General features: G+C 31.6%; 20 protein-coding genes. 15 read left to right on the plus strand and 5 right to left on the minus strand.

The genetic code is table 11. The annotated features are described in order from the left end of the window. Nucleotides 1–4: 4 nt before the first annotated feature. The 3 genes from KPL51_RS18815 (at nucleotide 5) to pyrE (ending at nucleotide 2,307) form a co-directional block, all read left to right on the plus strand. Complete coding sequence (locus KPL51_RS18815) at nucleotides 5–739, plus strand: dihydroorotate dehydrogenase electron transfer subunit (RefSeq protein ID WP_216164907.1); 735 nt, start codon at nucleotides 5–7, stop codon at nucleotides 737–739. Further along, nucleotides 732–1,628 carry a dihydroorotate dehydrogenase gene (locus tag KPL51_RS18820; protein WP_216164910.1) on the plus strand — a complete coding sequence of 299 codons (897 nt, stop codon included), beginning with the start codon at nucleotides 732–734 and terminating at the stop codon, nucleotides 1,626–1,628. Before KPL51_RS18815 ends, KPL51_RS18820 begins: the two co-directional genes overlap by 8 nt. A gap of 112 nt (nucleotides 1,629–1,740) precedes the next feature. Beyond that, nucleotides 1,741–2,307: an orotate phosphoribosyltransferase gene (gene pyrE / locus KPL51_RS18825; RefSeq protein ID WP_216164912.1), complete on the plus strand. Its 567-nt coding sequence runs from the start codon at nucleotides 1,741–1,743 to the stop codon at nucleotides 2,305–2,307. A 337-nt stretch (nucleotides 2,308–2,644) separates the two neighbouring features. Here the strand turns inward: pyrE and KPL51_RS18830 are convergent, their stop codons facing one another. Continuing rightward, complete coding sequence (locus KPL51_RS18830) at nucleotides 2,645–2,995, minus strand: hypothetical protein (protein ID WP_216164915.1); 351 nt, start codon at nucleotides 2,993–2,995, stop codon at nucleotides 2,645–2,647. Nucleotides 2,996–3,378: 383 nt separating this feature from the next. Between KPL51_RS18830 and KPL51_RS18835 the strand changes: the two genes are divergently transcribed. Beyond that, a complete protein-coding gene (locus KPL51_RS18835; protein WP_216164918.1) occupies nucleotides 3,379–3,699 on the plus strand; it encodes a DUF6442 family protein in 321 nt (106 codons plus the stop codon). Beyond that, nucleotides 3,686–3,907 carry a helix-turn-helix transcriptional regulator gene (locus tag KPL51_RS18840; RefSeq protein WP_216164921.1) on the plus strand — a complete coding sequence of 74 codons (222 nt, stop codon included), beginning with the start codon at nucleotides 3,686–3,688 and terminating at the stop codon, nucleotides 3,905–3,907. Before KPL51_RS18835 ends, KPL51_RS18840 begins: the two co-directional genes overlap by 14 nt. A gap of 207 nt (nucleotides 3,908–4,114) precedes the next feature. On the opposite strand, the gene KPL51_RS18845 is transcribed toward KPL51_RS18840, so the two are convergent. From KPL51_RS18845 to pflB, 4 genes are all read right to left on the minus strand, one after another. Beyond that, nucleotides 4,115–4,405 carry a YnaG family membrane protein gene (locus KPL51_RS18845; RefSeq protein ID WP_216164924.1) on the minus strand — a complete coding sequence of 97 codons (291 nt, stop codon included), beginning with the start codon at nucleotides 4,403–4,405 and terminating at the stop codon, nucleotides 4,115–4,117. A 91-nt stretch (nucleotides 4,406–4,496) separates the two neighbouring features. Then, nucleotides 4,497–4,688: a hypothetical protein gene (locus KPL51_RS18850; RefSeq protein ID WP_216165023.1), complete on the minus strand. Its 192-nt coding sequence runs from the start codon at nucleotides 4,686–4,688 to the stop codon at nucleotides 4,497–4,499. Nucleotides 4,689–5,059: 371 nt separating this feature from the next. Next, complete coding sequence (pflA, locus tag KPL51_RS18855) at nucleotides 5,060–5,809, minus strand: pyruvate formate-lyase-activating protein (protein ID WP_216164927.1); 750 nt, start codon at nucleotides 5,807–5,809, stop codon at nucleotides 5,060–5,062. Nucleotides 5,810–6,020: 211 nt separating this feature from the next. Next, entirely contained in the window at nucleotides 6,021–8,249 is a 2,229-nt protein-coding gene (pflB, locus tag KPL51_RS18860) for a formate C-acetyltransferase (protein ID WP_216164930.1), read from the minus strand. Between the two features lie 410 nt (nucleotides 8,250–8,659). Here pflB and KPL51_RS18865 point away from each other — a divergent pair, with 410 nt between their 5' ends. The 10 genes from KPL51_RS18865 (at nucleotide 8,660) to KPL51_RS18910 (ending at nucleotide 20,228) form a co-directional block, all read left to right on the plus strand. Then, on the plus strand, nucleotides 8,660–9,484 hold the full coding sequence (locus KPL51_RS18865; RefSeq protein WP_216164934.1) for a hypothetical protein: 825 nt from the start codon (nucleotides 8,660–8,662) through the stop codon (nucleotides 9,482–9,484). A gap of 16 nt (nucleotides 9,485–9,500) precedes the next feature. After that, nucleotides 9,501–10,298, plus strand: a complete 798-nt coding sequence (locus KPL51_RS18870) for a sugar phosphate isomerase/epimerase family protein (protein ID WP_216164937.1) — start codon at nucleotides 9,501–9,503, stop codon at nucleotides 10,296–10,298. Nucleotides 10,299–10,562: 264 nt separating this feature from the next. Further along, entirely contained in the window at nucleotides 10,563–11,855 is a 1,293-nt protein-coding gene (gene tig, locus KPL51_RS18875) for a trigger factor (RefSeq protein ID WP_216164940.1), read from the plus strand. Nucleotides 11,856–12,016: 161 nt separating this feature from the next. After that, entirely contained in the window at nucleotides 12,017–12,601 is a 585-nt protein-coding gene (gene clpP, locus KPL51_RS18880) for an ATP-dependent Clp endopeptidase proteolytic subunit ClpP (protein WP_216164943.1), read from the plus strand. 34 nt (nucleotides 12,602–12,635) lie between these two features. After that, the gene (gene clpX, locus KPL51_RS18885; RefSeq protein ID WP_216164946.1) at nucleotides 12,636–13,928 is read left to right on the plus strand and encodes an ATP-dependent Clp protease ATP-binding subunit ClpX; all 1,293 of its coding nucleotides are present in this window, start codon (nucleotides 12,636–12,638) and stop codon (nucleotides 13,926–13,928) included. Between the two features lie 299 nt (nucleotides 13,929–14,227). Continuing rightward, entirely contained in the window at nucleotides 14,228–15,910 is a 1,683-nt protein-coding gene (lonB, locus tag KPL51_RS18890) for an ATP-dependent protease LonB (RefSeq protein ID WP_216164949.1), read from the plus strand. A gap of 396 nt (nucleotides 15,911–16,306) precedes the next feature. Further along, on the plus strand, nucleotides 16,307–18,664 hold the full coding sequence (gene lon, locus KPL51_RS18895) for an endopeptidase La (RefSeq protein ID WP_216164953.1): 2,358 nt from the start codon (nucleotides 16,307–16,309) through the stop codon (nucleotides 18,662–18,664). Then, the gene (gene yihA, locus KPL51_RS18900) at nucleotides 18,645–19,247 is read left to right on the plus strand and encodes a ribosome biogenesis GTP-binding protein YihA/YsxC (RefSeq protein WP_216164957.1); all 603 of its coding nucleotides are present in this window, start codon (nucleotides 18,645–18,647) and stop codon (nucleotides 19,245–19,247) included. The genes lon and yihA overlap by 20 nt, the downstream gene beginning before the upstream one ends. A gap of 261 nt (nucleotides 19,248–19,508) precedes the next feature. Continuing rightward, complete coding sequence (locus tag KPL51_RS18905) at nucleotides 19,509–19,883, plus strand: hypothetical protein (protein WP_216165013.1); 375 nt, start codon at nucleotides 19,509–19,511, stop codon at nucleotides 19,881–19,883. A gap of 108 nt (nucleotides 19,884–19,991) precedes the next feature. Then, nucleotides 19,992–20,228 (plus strand): hypothetical protein, encoded by a 237-nt coding sequence (locus KPL51_RS18910; RefSeq protein WP_216164960.1) that lies wholly within the window; start codon nucleotides 19,992–19,994, stop codon nucleotides 20,226–20,228. Nucleotides 20,229–20,249 lie beyond the last annotated feature (21 nt).

A 20,249-nucleotide genomic window follows, 5' to 3' on the forward strand; every position in this document is an offset into this window, starting at 1 on the left:
TTAAGTGATATGCACCGTAGAGAAAATTTATGAGAATTTTGAAATAAGTGAGGGTATATACAAGATTTCTATAAAAGGTAAGTTTAACGTAAAGCCAGGACAATTTTTTATGTTAAAGGTAGGAGACTTGGAACCACTATTACCAAGACCTATAAGTGTGTATGATGTGGAGGATACGAAAATAAGCTTTTTATATGGAGTAGTAGGCAGAGGTACAGCACTTCTTAGTAAACTAAAGGAAGATGAGGAAGTTCAGATAATGGGACCTCTGGGAAATGGTTTCGATGTAGAGAAGTTAAAAGGTAAGATTGCTGTAGTATCTGGAGGAATTGGCATAGCACCACTTATTTATCTTATTAAAAGCCTTACAAACTGTGAAATAGATTTGTATTCGGGGTTTAGGAATGTGGACTATTCTGTGGACTGCGTAGAAAAGTATGTAGATAAACTTTATTTATCCACAGAAAGTGGGTTGAAAGGCCATAAGGGGTATATTACAGATATAATAAATCCCAAAAATTACGATACAGTTATATGTTGTGGACCGGAAATTATGATGAAAGTGGTTGTAAGTTTATGCAATGATGCTAAAGTACCTGTATATGTGTCCATGGAAACTCATATGGCCTGTGGAATAGGCGCATGTCTTGTATGTACTTGTAAAACTGTGGATGGAAACAAAAGAACCTGCAAGGATGGTCCAGTTTTTCTTGGAAAGGATTTGATTTTTAATGACTAAGGTAGAATTGTGTGGCGTGAATTTAAAAAACCCTGTTATAGCAGCATCTGGAACTTTTGGATTTGGTGAGGAATATAATCAATACTTTGATATCCAAAGATTGGGTGGAATATGTTCTAAAGGACTTACAATTAATGAGAAACAAGGCAATGATGGCATACGTGTTTTTGAAACGCGTGGTGGAATGCTAAATAGTGTGGGACTTCAAAATCCAGGCATTGAAAAATTTATAAATAAAGAGCTTCCCAGAATGCGAGAATATAACACAGCTATAATAGCAAATGTTGGTGGTGGAAATATAGAAGAATATATGGCTGCCATAGAGAGATTAAATAATGAAGCAATAGATATAATTGAATTAAACATATCTTGCCCTAATGTAAAATGTGGGGGTATGGCGTTTGGAATTAAGTCAAAGGTAGCCTATGAAACCGTCCGAGCAGTGAAAAGTATTTGTAGCAAACCACTTATGGTAAAGCTATCACCAAATGCAGAGGATATTGTAGATATGGCGTGCAGTTGCTGCGAGGCTGGAGCAGATGCAATATCTCTAGTAAATACTTTTAAAGGCATGGCAGTTGACATACATAAAAGAAAACCGATTTTTAATAATATATATGCGGGGCTATCAGGACCAGCCATAAAACCAATGGCACTCCGAATGGTACATGAGGTGTGCAAAGCTGTAAATGTACCTGTTGTAGGTATGGGCGGTATATGCTCTTATGAAGATGCTATAGAATTCATAATGGTGGGAGCAACGGCCGTTCAAATTGGCACTGCGAATTTCATAAAACCAGATATTTGCACGGATATAATAGAAGGAATAGAAGCTTATATGTTACGCGAAGGTATTAAAAATTTAAGCGAGATTAGAGGAATTATCTAAAATAGTTCAAAGCACAGAGATTAGAATTCAAAGTCTATACTTTGAATGTTGAATGTTTAAAGGGTTATGTTAAATTTTTAAGATGAGTTACTAAAAAACAGGAGGCGATTTTATGAATATTAATGTTTTAGATATACTAAAGGAATCAGGTGCACTATTAGAGGGACATTTTCTATTATCCTCAGGAAGACACAGTAATAGGTATTGTCAATGTGCAAAATTGCTACAGTATCCAGACAAGGCTGAAAAAGTGTTAAGTGTAGCAGTGGAGAAAATTAAAGATATAGATTTTGATGTGGTAGTAGGACCTGCTATGGGTGGTATAATAGTAGCTTATGAGGTAGGTAGACAAACAGGAAAGCCAGCCATCTTTACTGAAAGAGTAAACGGCACCTTCGAACTTAGGCGTGGATTTGAAATTTTGAGTGGACAGAAGGTTTTAGTTACAGAGGATGTAGTAACTACTGGTAAATCCTCTCTAGAAACAATAAAGGTTTTAAAGGAACTTGGAGCAGAAGTAGTTGGAATATGCTGCATTGTTGATAGGGGGAGTAGCACAATTGATTATCCAATTTATAGCTGCATAAAACTAGATATTGAAAGCTATGATCCATCAGAGTGTCCACTTTGCAAAGAGGGAACACCATATATAAAACCTGGTAGTAGAAATATAAAATAAAGAGAAAATCCACTTTCTCTTACAGCATGCTATAACTAAAAGTATATATTGCTAGAATGCGCTCACTTCGCCAAGTAATTCAAAAATTTATTTTATTTGCAGTTGCTAAAAAATATAAACTCGCTTTGCTCAAACATATATTTTTCTTCACGCACCTGCAAATAAAATAAATTATGAATTACTAAGGCTTGTTCTAACGCATTCCACGCAATATATACTTTTGTTAGAATGCTCTAAAAAAAGGATATTGTAAATCAAATCATGAAAGCTATTTATAATTTTTTTTAAAACTTTTACTTAACAATAAAAGAAAGATACGAAGTAACTCAACAAATGCTCACACACCATAGTGTATGACATATTTGTTTTCAGATATCGCCTTTCTTAGCAATATCATTAAATCAACCAAGTCTACTGATGATTTTGATTTTGTATCTTTTGAAACTATATTATAAAAAGCTTCTAATGATTCTGGAGGAATAAGAGTAACGCCCCACCTTGCAAGTGCAAAATCTGGTCTACTGTAGCAATGAAAGTAAGTTTTAATTAAAGTCAATTCATTCCACCAGTCGTTTAATATTTCATCATCAATAGAAACACAATTATATTTTTGAGGTTCATAATCAGAGGAATAATCTTTATTTCTTTCAAATTTATCTATAATACCGAATTCAGCAACACAAGGCATATTATCCCAACCTTCCTTATATAAAATAGTCCTTTACTTCGTGAATTTTAACGACTACGACGAAACAACCTATGAGTAGATTATACTATTAATAATGATATTAAATATATCAATAATTTTCATTGCTTTTTTAATAAAGTTCGTGTTTTATCAGCTTAAAGTTCGTTTATTTTATAATGAGGTCAGAGAAGTTAGTCATATAGCCAGAGTTCATCTTTAGCATATTTAACGAACTTTAACAAAACAAAGATTAGCTTGAATACCTATTAATTTAAGTCAATAAATATAAATGTAAAGTTAAATTGACTTAATGTAAAGTATTATTGACAAAGTAGAAAGCATAATATATTATTAGAATAAAATAATAAAAGGGGTTTTATTATATGAAAAAAGAAGAAATATTAGAAAAAAGTAAATCTGAAAATTTGTGGAGTAATGAAAGAAGTAAAGATATGGCAATAAATTCAGAAAACTACGCAGCAAAAATAGGAATGTTTCTATTATTAATAATTATTTTTTGGAAATGGGCTCATCATATACCATATAATGACTTAGCAAGTATTTTTTTTGTTCAGTTTGGAGTTTCTATTATTTATAAGTACAAGAATAAAACAGAAAGCAAGTTATATTTAGTTGCAGGCATTCTGATGTTATTTGGATCTAGTATATTTTTGTTGGATTTTTTTGTAAATGGGGTTAGATAATGTGGAAAAGTTAATATTAAAAAACAGGTTAAAGGTTGCAAGAGCAGAAAAAGATCTAACTCAAGATAATTTATCTGAAATGGTTGGCGTTTCCCGACAAACAATATGTTCGATTGAGAAGGGTGTGTTTTGCCCTACTGCGAAGCTTGCTTTTATTCTCTGTATTGCACTAGACAAGAAGTTCGAGGATTTATTTTACTTTGAGTAGGGCATATGTTATAAAAATATTATTAAAATAACAAGGGCATTCAATATAATATATAATTATCTTGAATGCTCCTTAAAGTATGTTTATGCAGTTTACGAATATCGTTTATAAATAAAAGTAAATACTCTTATTTAAATTTTCTGTTAAAGGATCATAAACGACCGTTTTTGATACATCAATGTTTAAATATATTACATATATGGATTTTTATACTCCGAAAATGAAAGTTCCTACATACAAAAATAACATTGGCCAAAATAATAATATAAAATTAATTACTATTAACCATAACCCCAATTTTGTTTTGTGTTTAATTACTCCAACTATTGAAAATATTCCACTAATAATTGCAAATATAACTGGGCCAAAATACAATAAAAGCCCTTCTAAACTTGTAGAATGAGTCGGTATTAGTTGAACAAACTCATTTACCAATACCAAAAAGGATACTATTAAAACACCTAATGAATATTTTGTAAATATACTTTCTTTTTTCATAGACTACCTCCTTAAACTATAAATTAATTTTACTTTATTTTAGAATCGCGAAACAACTATTATAAATATAATACCATTATTTTACACAAAATTATCTACATTTATAAATATCTTCATAAATGTAGATATTATCTTTTACATTTGCCCATGCACTATTAACTCCACGAGAAAACTCATGATGGCTTAACCCCCATGGTGGATTTCCCCAATTATAACTTTCCAAAATAAGTTCTTCTAATTTTAAAAAATCTTCATCTGTATAATACCTAAAAGTAATACTCAAAATATATACCCCTTCCTCGCCTTTTCATAGACTATTTATTAGTGATTTCTTGATTATAACCTTCATTTCCTGTTTTTTTACTCCTACTTTAATATTTATTTTACAATGATAAAGTGTACGTGTATATTCCTAGAATTTTTTATAAAAATATAAGACATACCCCTGCCATATTATTCTTAAAAGGAAATTGTACTCATTGATTATTCAATTGTCTACATATGCAAATAAAATAAATAGAAAAGACCTCCTATTTTTAAAATTAGGAGGTTTTTCTGTACCTTAACCTCTGTTTTCTTATAGAATGCTAACAAAAGTACATACTTTTCGTTATAGCATTCTATAGGAAAACAGATTGTTTACCATATGACGAGTTATGCTGTTTCAAATTCGGATAGTTCATTAGTTTTTACTAAATTATCTATTAATAATTGAAGCTGCTTAATTTTCTCTTTATCCATAGGCTCTACACCTTTTAGCTTATATGGAATGCCTAGTTCTTCATATTTACTGACTCCGAGAACGTGGTAGGGAAGAAGTTGAACTTTATCAACCCTTGGAACTTCTTCATTAATGATTTCAGCAATCTTAGTTATATGTTCCACAGAATCAGTAATTCCAGGTACAACAACGTGCCTTACCCAAACCCTTGATTTTGACTTTCTTAGTGCTTCCAAAAATATATTAAGATCGGATGTATCTCTACCGGTTAAATTAACATAACCCTTACTAGTTGTCTGTTTTATATCTAAAAGAACTAAATCTGTATATTCTAATATTTCAGTATAGTCACCATTTCCAAAACCAGAGGTGTCGAGAGCAGTATGAATTCCATTTAGTCTACATAATTTTAGACATTCAACTAGAAATTGAGGTTGCATTAATGGGTCACCACCAGAGAAGGTAACACCACCGCCGGATCTACTAAAATATGGTTTGAATCTAACAATCTTTTGAATTAGCTCTTCTGGAGTTATTTCGGTTCCTCCATTTAGCTTCCAAGTATCTGGGTTATGGCAGTAGGCACATCTTAATTTACAACCTTGAAGAAAAACAACTACTCTTACTCCTGGACCATCAACTAGTCCCATACTTTCTATAGAATGAATTCTACCTTTTACCATATATATTCCTCCTCCTATTTAGTACAAATACTCAATTTTAAAATAATTTAGCTTCATTTTATATTAAAACAAAAATCTAGGAATGTTTTTGCTTTAATATAAAATGAAATTTATGTTTAGTTTTATAGTTGAGTGTATAGTTAGTTTTATATAAGTTGAGAAGTACTTATGTGAATAAGCACCTCCCATACTATATAAAATTATGTTTTAATTAGATTTTTTTGTGGAAAGTTCTACTAATAACTTCAAGTTGCTGTTCTTTTGATAATCTGTTGAAATGAACGGCATATCCTGAAACTCTTATTGTTAATGTTGGATACTTGTCTGGATTCTCGTAAGCATCAACTAAAATTTCTCTATTTAGTACATTCACATTTAAATGATGTGCACTTTGTGCAAAATAACCATCTAAAAGGGAAACTAAATTATTTATTCTTGCAGCTTCATCCATTCCGAGAGCCTCTGGTACTATTGAGAAAGTATTTGAAACTCCATCTTGGCAATAATTTCTATAAGGAATCTTAGCAACTGAATTTAATGATGCTAATGCTCCATTTTCATCGTTACATTGTGTTGGGTTTGCTCCTGGAGCCAGTGCGATACCTTGTTTTCTTCCATCAGGAGTTGATCCTGTTTTCTTACCATAAACTACATTAGAAGTAATAGTAAGTGCTGATAAGGTGTGTTCAGCTCCCTTATAAGCTGGATGCTTCTTAAGCTCATCACTAAATTCTTTAATAAGATTAACAGCTAAATCATCAACTCTGTCATCATCATTTCCGTATTTAGGAAAATCTCCATCTACTTCAAAATCAACAGTTATTCCATTTTCATTTCTTATTGGTTTAACCTTGGCATATTTTATAGCACTTAAAGAGTCAGCTGCAACTGATAGTCCTGCAACACCAAATGCCATGAAATATTTAAGATCAGTGTCATGAAAAGCAAGTTGTCCAGCTTCATAAGCATATTTATCATGCATATAATGTATAGTATTCATTGTATTTACATACATATCAGCAACATATGCGAGTACTTTTGAATACATTTCTCTAACTGATTTGTAATCAAGAATTTCATCATTATTTTTTGGAATTCCAGGTACTACTAGTTTACCTTTTAATTCGTCAACTCCACCGTTAAGTGATAGTAATAATGATTTTGCAAGGTTTGCGCGAGCTCCAAAGAATTGCATTCTCTTACCTATTTCCATAGCGGAAACGCAGCAAGCTATGCCATAATCTTCTCCATAAATAGGTCTCATTATATCATCATTTTCATATTGAACTGCATCTGTTTCTATAGACATTTTAGCACAGTATTTTTTGAAGGTTTCTGGTAATTTTTCTGACCAAAGCACAGTCATATTTGGTTCTGGTGCTGATCCTAAATTTGTTAATGTGTGAAGGAATCTAAATGAATTCTTTGTTACCATAGCTTTACCATTAAGAGCTACCCCACCAATTGACTCTGTTACCCAATTTGGATCTCCACCAAATAATTCATTGTATTCAGGTGTTCTAAGATGTCTTGCCATTCTAAGTTTAATTACGAATTGATCAATGATTTCTTGTGCACCATCTTCAGTTATTGTACCTGCAGCTAAATCTCTTTCAAAATAGATGTCAAGGAATGTGGTTGTACGTCCAAGGGACATTGCAGCACCATTGTTCTCTTTTATACCTGCAAGATATCCAATATAAACTGCTTGAACAGCCTCGCAAGCTGTAGTAGAAGGTTTTGAAATATCAACACCGTATTTTAAGGCCATGCTCTTTACCTGAGCAAGAGCTCTTATTTGCATACTTAATTCTTCTCTATGTCTTATCAAATCATCAGAAGCATGTCCTGTTAATTCATTTAAGTCTTTTTTCTTCTGATCTACTAAAAAATCTATTCCATAAAGAGCTATTCTTCTATAGTCTCCTATTATTCTTCCTCTACCATATGCATCTGGAAGTCCAGTTAGGAGTCCTACATTTCTTGCAACTTTCGTAGCAGGTGTGTATGCATCGAAAACTCCTTCGTTATGAGTTTTTCTATACTTAGGAAAGAATTTTTCTATATCACTGTTTAATTTATAACCATATTCTTCAAGTGATTGCTCTACCATTCTGAAACCACCAAATGGGTTTACTATTCTTTTGAGTGGTGCATCTGTTTGTAATCCAACAATTACTTCATTTTCTTTATCTATATATCCAGGAGCAAAATTATCTATTCCTGAAATCTCATTAGTTTCTACATCTATAATACCTTTTTTTATTTCTTCTATAATAAGAGAACTCGCTTTATCCCAAACTTTATCAGTCTTAGTTGTTGTTCCTACTAAAAAACTATCGTCACCTTCATATAAGGTATAGTTTTTCTGAATAAAATCTTTTACATCAATTCCGTTTTTCCATTCATCGCCTTTAAAGCCATTCCATTGTTTAAACATTTTTTTTCCTCCTTAAAAACTTAATTTATTAATATAAATACATTGTAATATTAAAATTGAAACAGTTCAAGTGGTTATTTAAAAGTTGCAAAATTCAAAATATTAAGTAAATTATAAAACCGTTGAAATTCAACGATTAAACTATGAAATGTAATAAATAAAAAAACAATAACAGATTGATAATAAAGTGAAACAACCATGATTGTGATACTTTATAATAGAAGAAGATATTGTAATATTTATAAGTTTAATAAGTTGCATGGTTGTTAATTGTAAATCTATTATCTTAATGCATAGGAAGAAAAGTTTGTTGTAAAAACATGGCTGTGAAATCTCCAAAAAATTAATATTATTTTCATTTGTTATGAGTTATAATGAGTAATAGATTAATTAGGTTGGAGGTAGTTTATATGAGGAAACCGAGCATGTTTAGCAAAGATTATAAGAGTGAATTAAAAAAAAGAAGAAGGAAAATATCGCTATTGATTATTTTACCTATAATAGGGTTAACTATATTTTTAGTTACAGATTTTAATGCGCTATTAAATAAAGGTGCAGGTATCAAAAAAAGTATAAATAGTGTCCTATTAAATAAATCAAAGGATAAAGAAGAAAAGGCAGTAGAAGTTGAAAAAAAACCTGAGGTTGTCAAACCGGTGGTAAATTCCGAAAAAACTAAAGTTCCACAGAAGGAAGTAGCTTTAAAAAGTGAAATATTCGTTGCAAACTTATCTGATGGGCAAAAAATCAGTGTGGAATTTAATGTGGCTGCAGGGGAAAAAAGTATAAAGGGAGTATCGGATACTGAAGGTATAACATATGATATAAGTCCAAGTAAAAAATCAATAGTTATACAAAGCAAAAATAATCAACAGTTGATGTATGTTAATGTAGACAAAACAAGTAAAGATATTACAAAGAAAACATATGAGTCTAGTAAGGGTGAAATTTTGACCAAAGAGGGAATACTTGAAAATCATAAAAATTACAATTGGTCAGTTATGCCTAAGTTCATTGATGAAGATAATATTGCATACATTAGTGAATTACCTTGGATAAATGAAAAGGCACAGCAATATATATGGAAGGTAAATTTGAAAACTAATGTTCACATGCAAGTAAAACCTGCATCAGGTAAAAACATTGAATTTAAAAAAATAGCCACTAAGGGGCTTGAGACAAATGTAGATGGCAATGTTGTATATGTAACGGCTACAGGTGAGGCAATAGAGTAGAGAAAAGGGGTTTGGTATGGATATAGGATTATCTTCGGCATGCTTTTATCCTAATTTGCATACTGAAGACAGTATAGGTAAGATGAGTGAGTTAGGGTTTAATTGCGGTGAAATATTTTTAAACACATGGAGTGAGTACCAGGAGGAGTTTGTGAGGGTACTGCTCCAAAAGAAAGAAAACTATGGATTCAACGTAAATTCAGTTCATGCGTTTTCCAGTTCTTTTGAACCATATCTTTTTGATAAATATGATAGACGAAGAGGCGATATGTTAAAACATTTTAAGAGCGTTTGCAAAGCAGCAAAGACTTTAGGCGCAAGTTGTTATACCTTTCATGGTATGCGCTATACAGATTTTAATGAGCTAGATACTAAATTTGTTGTGGATATATATAGTGAACTAGCTTATATTGCTTTAGAATCAGGTATTAAATTGGCACAGGAAAACGTATCTTGGTGTATGTCTGCTGATTTGAAATTTTTAACACTTTTATCGGAAAAATTAAAATACCCAATATATTTTACATTGGATTTAAAACAAGCTTATAGAACCAAGGTTCCTTTGGATAAGTATATAAACCTTATGGGTAAGAAAATAGTAAACCTTCATATTAATGATAGAGATGAAAATCATTCCTGTCTTTTACCCGGAAATGGAAATTTGGATTATAATATGATATTAAGTAAACTAAAGAGTGTTGGGTATAGTGGAAGAGGCATTATTGAAGTTTACAGTGAAAATTATTCAAATTATGAGGAAATTACTAAGGCGAAGAATTTTGTTTCTAAGGCCTTTAATGACTTGAGTAACTAAATAGTTAGATGAAATTAAACAATTAATAGCTATTTAATTTGTGGAAATACATAATACAACAAAATCAAGTAATTATCTCACTTTAAATGTTAACAGAGTATAACATTAGTAAAATTATCTTGTAAATTATAAACAACTTGGTTATAATCAGTAATATTAGACTATATAAGCATATATGCTTAATAATATTTGTAAATACACTAAAAGTTATGTTATAATGTTAAGGTTAACAAAGCATTTGTGGTGATTAGGAGGAGTAATATAATGATAGTTAAAATGGAAAAATTAGAAAAAAATATTATTAAATTAGAAGTAACAGTAGAGGCGAAAAGATTTAGTGAATCTTTAAAAAAATCTTCTGCAAAGAATTCAAAAACTATAAACATTCCTGGGTTTAGAAAAGGTAAGGCACCAATGTCTTTAATAAAGAAAATGTATGGTGAAGGTGTTTTCTTTGAAGATGCTATAAACTTCTGTTGTGATGATACATATCCAGAGGCTTTAAAAGAATATGATATCAGTCCATTGGATTATCCTAAAATTGATATTGTTGAAATAGGCGAAGGAAAAGATTTTGTATATACTGCGTCAGTTGCAGTAATTCCAGAAGTAAAACTCGGAGAATACAAAGGACTCGAAGCTAAGAAAGCTGAATATAATGTAACAGATGATGAAATTGAAAACCAATTAAAAGGCATGCAAGAAAAAAATGCTAGAATCGAAGAAAAAGTTGATGGCGAAATTGCAATGGGAAATATTGCAGTTATAGACTTTAAGGGATTTATTGAAGAGGTAGCTTTTGAAGGCGGAGAAGGAAAAGACTTTGAACTTGAAATTGGTTCAGGATCATTTATTGATACCTTTGAGCAGCAGCTAATTGGATTAAAAGCTGGAGAAACTAAAGAAGTTAAAGTTAATTTTCCAGAAGCATATGGAAGAGAAGACTTAAATGGAAAACTTGCAACTTTTAATGTAACTGTTAAAAGTATGAAAGTAAAAGAATTACCAGCTATTGATGATGAGCTTGCTAAAGAAGTATCTGAATTTGATACTTTAGAAGAACTAAGAAATGACATTAAAACAAACCTTTTAAAATCAAGTAAAGATAGAGAAGTGAAAGAATTTGAAGAAGCTGTAATTGATGCAGTTTGTTCTAATGTTACAATGGATATTCCAGATATTATGATAAAAAGAGAAACTGATACAATGCTTAAAGATTTAGAAATGAAATTAAAATATCAGGGTTTAGATCTTGAATCGTATTATCAGTATACTAACAATACTGAAGAAAAAGTTAGAGAGTATATGAAAGAAGCAGCTGAAAAGAGAGTTAAAACTGATTTAATAATAACAGAAATAGCAAAAATAGAAAAAGTTGAAGCTAGTGATGAAGAATTGCTAGAAAAAGCTAAAGAAGTTGCTAAGCAATACGGAGATAAAGATTTAGAAAAAACAGCTGACTTAATAATGCAAGCACAAAAACAATATCTGAAAATTGATGTTGTAAATGAGAAAGTAATAAAGATGTTAGTAGATAGCGCTAAAGTTATTGCATAATGTATACTAAAATTAATTGCCAGATAACTGTCTGGCAATTAATTTTAATATAGGTTAAAAATAGGTTAAAAATATATGGTTAAAAATCAATTATTTAGGATAGAATTAAAATTAGATTAACGTTTCAAAGAATTCTATTATAGAGTAGAGGAGTGATTTATATGAGTTTAGTGCCAATGGTTGTTGAACAAACAAACAGGGGAGAAAGATCCTATGATATTTATTCAAGATTATTAAAAGAAAGAATAATTTTTCTAGGAGAAGAAGTAAATGATACTACTGCTAGTTTAATTGTTGCTCAATTGTTATATTTGGAGTCTGAAGACCCTGATAAAGATATTTATTTATATATAAATAGTCCAGGTGGCTCAATAACAGCAGGTATGGCTATTTATGATACAATGCAGTATATAAAACCACAAGTTTCAACTATTTGTACTGGTATGGCAGCATCTATGGGTGCTTTTTTACTGGCAGCTGGAGAAAAGGGGAAAAGATTTGCATTACCTAATAGTGAAATTTTGATACACCAACCTTTAGGTGGATTCCAAGGTCAAGCAACTGATATTGACATCCATGCGAGAAGAATTCTTAAAACTAAAGAGACACTTAATAGAATACTGTGTGAAAGAACTGGTCAACCAATAGAAAAAATTCAACATGATGTTGAAAGAGACTATTTCATGAGTGCGCTAGAGGCTATGGAGTATGGATTAATAGATGAAGTTATAAGTAAAAAGAAATAATATTAAGTGAAATAAGGTTAATAGAGGTGAAAATATGCCAAAGTATGATGAAAAAAAACAACTAAAATGTTCTTTCTGTGGTAAAACCCAAGACCAAGTTAGAAGATTAATAGCAGGACCGGGAGTATATATCTGTGATGAGTGTATAGAATTATGTTCTGAAATAATTGTAGATGAATTTCAGGGAGATGTTGAACTAGATTTAGGCACATTGCCAAAACCAGCAGAAATAAAAAAATATATAGATGACTACGTAGTTGGTCAAAATACCGCTAAAAAATCCTTGGCTGTTGCAGTATACAATCATTACAAAAGAATAAATTCAAATGTTAATGAGGGAGATGTTGAACTTCAAAAGAGTAACATATTACTTCTTGGACCTACAGGCTGTGGTAAAACATTGCTAGCCCAAACATTGGCAAAATATTTGAATGTACCTTTTGCTATAGCGGATGCAACAACACTTACTGAAGCAGGGTATGTAGGAGAAGATGTAGAAAACATCTTACTTAAATTAATACAAAATGCTGACTATGATGTAGAAAAAGCAGAAAAAGGCATTATCTATATAGATGAAATAGATAAGATTGCTAGAAAATCTGAAAATCCTTCTATAACTAGAGATGTATCTGGAGAAGGTGTTCAGCAGGCATTATTAAAAATATTAGAAGGTACTACAGCATCAGTTCCACCACAAGGCGGAAGAAAACATCCTCACCAAGAGTTTATACAGATAAACACAGCAAATATTTTATTTATTTGTGGAGGAGCCTTTGATGGACTTGATAAGATTATAGAAAAAAGAACTAGAACTACGTCAGTTGGTTTTGGAGCTGAAATAAGATCTAAAGAAGAAGCAGACGTAGGGGAGTTACTTAAGTCTATAATGCCAGGAGATTTATTGAAATTTGGTTTGATTCCAGAGTTTGTAGGAAGACTACCTATAGTGGTTACCCTTGAAGCACTAGATGAAGAGGCCTTAGTTAAAATTCTTAGTGAACCTAAAAATGCGCTGATTAAACAATATAAGAAATTGTTTGAGATGGATAACGTAGAATTAGAGTTTGAAGAAGAAGCGCTAAAAGCTATAGCCAAAGAAGCTATTAAGAGAAAAACTGGAGCTAGAGGACTTAGATCTATTATAGAAGATACAATGAAGGAAATCATGTTTGATATTCCATCTAATGAACAAGTATCTAAAGTAATAGTTAATGGAGATACTATTTTAACTCGAAATCCACAATTAGTTTTGGCTGAAAGTGGGAAAAGAGAGAAAATAAAAATCACAAAAAAAGTTAAAGCAAAAAAAGGTATAGAAACAGCTTAGTAAACTGAATTAAAAATATATTAAAAAGACAGATTATTTATCTGTCTTTTTTTAATTATATAGGACACAAAGTGTTTTTATTCGCAAAAAAAGTATATATTACGTATAATGCATTGAAGCGAGCTTTAGAACTTCTTATTTTCCTTTTGGATAAATTATCAAATAAAAAGCATTTGAAATAGAATATATTTATGGTAACTTGAGCATAATATCAAATGGTAGAATATTTAGTAAAACATAACAAATTATATATGAAAGGAGGATTTGTTTAATATATTTTATATTAAACTTTTGATAATATGAATATTCAATTTCTTATGTTAATACAACTTTTTTTTACAGTATTATTTGGAATATATGTTTTTAATGCGTTAAAAACTCACCAAAGTGGTAAGGTGGCAGTTAGTAAGGATAACAAAAAAGAAATGGAAAAATTAAGACAAATGAAAAGCATAAGCCTCACGGAGCCACTTACAGAGAAAAGTAGACCAACAAAATTTGAAGATGTTATAGGCCAGGAAAAAGGGATTAAGGCACTACAAGCAGCAATATGTGGGCCCAATCCTCAGCATGTCATAATTTATGGACCACCTGGTATAGGAAAAACAGCTGCGGCTAGATTAGTGCTAGAAGATGCTAAAAAAAGAGAACGTTCTCCCTTTAATGAGTGCTCAAAATTTATAGAAATAGATGCGACTACCGTTAGATTTGATGAACGTGGCATTGCAGATCCGCTTATTGGTTCTGTTCACGATCCTATTTACCAAGGCGCCGGGCCTCTAGGGGCATCAGGGGTGCCTCAACCTAAACCTGGAGCGGTTACAAAGGCACATGGTGGAATTCTATTTATTGATGAAATTGGAGAATTACATCCTATAGAAATGAATAAACTCCTTAAAGTTTTAGAGGATAGAAAGGTATTTTTAGATAGTGCCTATTATAATGGTGAAGATCCTAATACACCACTTTATATAAAAGAGGTATTTGACGAAGGCCTTCCAGCTGATTTTAGGCTTATAGGAGCAACTACCCGTAATCCGGATGAAATAATCCCGGCAATAAGGTCAAGGTGTGTAGAAATCTTTTTTAGGCAATTGCTTCCAGAAGAGCTGGAAATAATTGCAGCCAAAGCAATAGAGAAAATGGGACTTAAAATTAGTGATAAGGCAATAAAGCTTGTAGGTAAATACTCTAGTAATGGACGGGACACTGTTAACTTAATTCAGTTAGCTTGTGGCATTGCCATCAATGATGAGAGAGATGAAGTGAGTATTGAAGATATTGAATGGGTCATAGAAAATGGTCAGTATTACCCAAGGTCAGAAACTAGGATATCCGATAAACCGCAAATTGGTTATGTAAATGGCCTAGCAGTTTACGGAGCTAATATGGGAGCGGTACTTGAAATTGAAGCTTCTGCAAAAAGAGTGAAACTAAGAAAAGGTGTACTTAAAATCACGGGAATTATTGAAGAAGAGGAAATAAGTAGTACAAATAAAAAACTTAAAAGAAAAAGTACTGCAAGATCTTCCGTTGAAAATGTGGTTACGGTCCTTGAAAAGTATTTTAATATAGATTGTGATGATTACGATATTCATGTGAATTTTCCAGGAGGATCACCTGTAGATGGACCATCCGCAGGTATAAGCATAACAACTGCAATGTATAGTGCAATAAAAGGCATACCAGTAGATAATATGGTTGCTATGACTGGGGAGATATCAATTCATGGTAATGTAAAGGCCATAGGAGGAGTAAATGCTAAAATTGCTGCTGCTAAAAAAGCAGGAGCCACAAGGGTTATTATTCCGAGGGATAATTGGCAGGATAGCTTTAAAAATATTGAAAACATTATGATTATACCAGTTAGTAATATTACTGAAGTAATAAGTCAAGCCTTACTTCAGGAGAGCCCTAAAGATATTTCAATCACATTTGAGCCAGATGTGGATGTTATAGCAGCAGAAGCGTTAAAGCTTTAACGATATTTCAAATGGGGAATCTCCAATTTATCGTGTTCGATGCAAGTTACAGCTACCCAACGGATAATTTAACCACATTTATGTAATATAGTTGATGAGGTAAGATTGGCTATCTTCCTTTAAACAAATAACAAGTCGATACGATAATATATTTGACTTGTTATTTGTTTTTTTGTGCTTTATTATCTTATTTAAAATTTTGTAGTATTGAAAAATAAGCGCATTATAGGTATACTATAGTAGTCGAGTTATAAAATATACTTGCTATTAAATATAGCTACTATAAAAATGTAGTAAATTAATATTTAGAATGACCATAGATACTTATATAAAATGTAAAATTCTAATGTTACATTAATAAAAGATTATTAATTTAATCTAGAAAAGAGGGAGAAAATGGATAAAAATACAAAGCTTCTTCCGCTAATTCCGCTAAGAGGTATGAATATATTTCCATATATGGTGTTGCATTTTGATGTTGGTAGAGAAAAATCTATACTGGCACTTGAAGATGCTATGCTAAATAATCAGGAAATTTTTCTGGTTTCACAAAAACAATCAAAAATAGAACAACCAGAAGATAAGGATATATATAGCATTGGTACTGTTTGTAATATAAAACAAATATTAAAGTTACCAGGGGATACAATTAGGGTACTAGTTGAAGGATTAAAAAGAGGGAAGATATCGGAGTACAAAGATAGGGAACCGTTTGTGCGTGCAGAAATAGAAATTATTGAGGACGATGAATGCGCAGATGATAAGAAATGTAAGGCTTTAGTTAGAATTATAGATAAGGCTTTTGAAGAGTACATAAATCTTTCAGTTAACAATTTTCCAGATGCTCTCTTCAGCTTAGAAGAGACAAAAGAGCCAGGAAGATATTGTGACATTGTAAGTTCATATTTAATATTAAAGCCAGAAACAAAGCAAGAATTGCTTGAAGCACTAGAGGTTAACAAAAGATTAGAAAAACTATTGTTTATATTGAAAAATGAAGTTGAAGTATTAAAGATAGAAAAGAAAATTGGAGTTAAGGTTAAAGGTAGAATTGATAAGATCCAAAAGGAATATTATCTGAGAGAACAAATAAAAGCTATTCAAGAAGAATTGGGAGAAGATGACGAAAATAAGAGAGAAATAGATGAATATGAAAGTAAAATAAACAAGGCAAAACTTCCTAAAGCAGCAAAAGAAAAGGCAATTTATGAACTTAACAGATTAAAAAGTTCAGGGAATTTTTCTGCTGAAAGTGGAGTAATAAAAGGATATCTAGATTGGGTTTTAGCATTGCCTTGGAATAAAACAACTAAAGACAACATTGATATTAAGAAGGCTAGGGAAGTATTTGACGCAGAACATTATGGCCTAGAGGATGTTAAGGAAAGAATAATAGAATACTTAGCAGTTAAAAAAATCAGCAAGACTCTCAAGGGACCTATACTTTGTTTGGTAGGACCACCAGGAGTTGGAAAAACCTCTATAGCAAAGTCCGTTGCCAATGCATTAAATAGAAATTTTGTTAGAATGTCACTGGGTGGAGTTAAAGATGAAGCTGAAATTAGAGGGCATAGAAAAACATACGTGGGCGCGATTCCAGGTAGAATAATATATGCCATGAAACAAGCTGGATCTAAAAATCCACTATTCTTATTAGATGAAATTGATAAGATGAGTGGTGATTTTAAGGGAGACCCTGCAGATGCACTACTAGAAGTTTTAGATAGTGAACAAAATGCAACTTTCAGAGATCATTACCTAGAACTCGACTTTGATTTATCAAAGGTTTTGTTTATAACTACGGCAAATAAGTTAGATACTATTCCAAGACCATTATTAGATAGAATGGAGATTATTGAAGTATCAGGGTATACTTCAGAAGAAAAATTCCATATTGCTAAAAATCATCTTATTCCAAAGATGTTAAAAGAACATAACATGGAAGGGGATAAAATAATTTTTTCTGAACCTGCAATAAATTGTGTTATCGAAAATTATACTAGAGAGTCTGGGGTTAGAAGTCTTGAAAGACAGATTGCTGCAGTTATTAGAAAAGCAATAACAGAAATGGTAGAGAAAAACAAAGAAACTGTTAATGTTAGTGTAGCACATGTTAAACGGTATTTAGGAGCAGTAATATATACTTATGACAAAACTGAAGAAGAAGATAGAGTTGGTGTTGTAACTGGGCTAGCATGGACAGAAGTTGGTGGGGTTACCTTACCAGTAGAGGTAAGTGCTATGGAGGGGACTGGCAAACTTGAACTTACAGGGCAACTCGGAGATGTTATGAAAGAATCTGCTAAAGCTGGATATAGTTATGTTAGGGCTAATGCTGTAAAATATAATATTGATAAAGATTTTTATAAAAATAAAGATATTCATATTCATGTACCAGAAGGATCGGTGCCTAAAGATGGCCCATCTGCTGGGGTAACTATGATAACTGCAATGGTATCTGCCTTGACTAACAAAAAAGTAAAACATAATGTAGCTATGACAGGGGAAATTACACTTACAGGAAGAGTATTACCTATCGGGGGGCTCAAGGAAAAATCACTTGCTGCCTATAGAGCGGGCATTGATACAATTATAATTCCGAGAGATAATGAAAAAGATATACAAAAGATACCAAAGAGTATTGTGAATAAACTAAAATTTATAATTGCAAATAAAGTAGAAGACGTACTTTACAATGCATTACTAGAAAATAAATTAGATGGAGAGATAAATAATGGAGATAAAACAATCTGAGTTCATAATTTCAGCAGTAAAACCTACACAGTATCCCACAGATAATAGAGTAGAGTATGCTTTTGTTGGCAGGTCCAATGTAGGTAAATCCTCTTTAATAAATACTTTAACAAACAGACGTAAATTAGTTAAAGTTAGTGGAACTCCAGGTAAAACAAGACTTATAAACTTTTTTTTAATAAACGATAGCTTTTATTTCGTAGATTTGCCTGGCTATGGATATGCCAAAGTATCAAAAACTGAACAAGCTAAATGGGGAAAAATGATGGAGGATTATTTAATCCGCAGACCTCAGCTTCAAAAGGTAGCATTACTCGTGGATTGTAGACGTAAACCCACTAAAGATGATCTTCTAATGTACGGATGGATTAAGCACTTTGGTTACGAAGTTGTGATAGTTGCAACTAAAAAAGATAAGTTAAATAGAGCAGAATTAACAAAAAATAATAAGTTAATAAGAGAAACTCTTAATTTAGAGGATAGTGAAGAAATTATCAATATTTCGTCACTAAAAAAAACAGGTGTAAAAGAATTGCTAGGGAATATGTTTATAGACTCTGAAATTGAAGAAGAAAAATTATAAAGCAAGAAAAGCAAGAAAAGCTATAAAATAATAAAATAGATCTATATTACCTTGTGCAAAAAAAATAATTAGTGCACAAAGTGGTATGGTCTATTTTTTTGTTTTTTTATTTAAAATTCTGTGTCAATTTATTTCTACGAGAATAGTATATATTAGAACACAAAAGAAAAAGATTTTTTAAAGAATGGTCTAACAGGGTTAGGTAACAATTAATAATTATTGTCTAACTTAGAAAAATAGGAGGAGGGAAGTAAAGTGGATATGAATGGATTACTAAGCGGATTATCTAATTCTCAATCTCAAGGTAATGGATGTGGTCATGAAAAAAAATGTTGTAACAATAATAACAACAACAATGGCATCTTTGGCGGAAACTCAATAATTTTGATCATAATTCTTTTATGTTTCTGTGGAGGATTTGGTGGTCAAGGACAAAATTCTGGAACTGTTTGTGGATGCGACCCTAAACACTGTAAAGAACTATGTAGATGTGGATCAAGTAATGCCGGCGGATGCGGCGGATATGGTGGCTTTGGTGGCGGTGGCAGCTGGTGGATAATAATACTATTACTTTTATGTTTCAGCGGTGGAAATAACAGAGGATGCTCAAATAACTCAGAGTGCTGTGAAGATTAACAGCAAAGAAAAACGTTTATAGGTGCACAATTAGATAAATTTAAATATTAAAAAGCGCCAGTTAATAGTTATATCACATTGAAACATGCCCAGAAAGGGGGGTTTTATATGTCAAAAAAAAGAGATTGTGGAAATTCATGCTGTGGTGTTCAACCCGTAAATGCATGTGGAGTTCAAAATTTATGTAGCAATCCAATTTGTGCGTTAATAATCTTAATTATACTTCAAAAGACATGTCTACTTGAAAATAACAACTCATTTTTATTAATACTTTTATACTTGGGTTTTTGTTTTTGTAAAGGTGGAAATGTAGCAAATACTTGTAACAAAGGCTGTGGTTGCTAATTATAAAAATCAGGGAGAGCT

Origin of the sequence: Clostridium bowmanii, from assembly GCF_018861315.1 — a bacterium.
GTDB lineage: Bacteria > Bacillota > Clostridia > Clostridiales > Clostridiaceae > Clostridium_AD > Clostridium_AD bowmanii.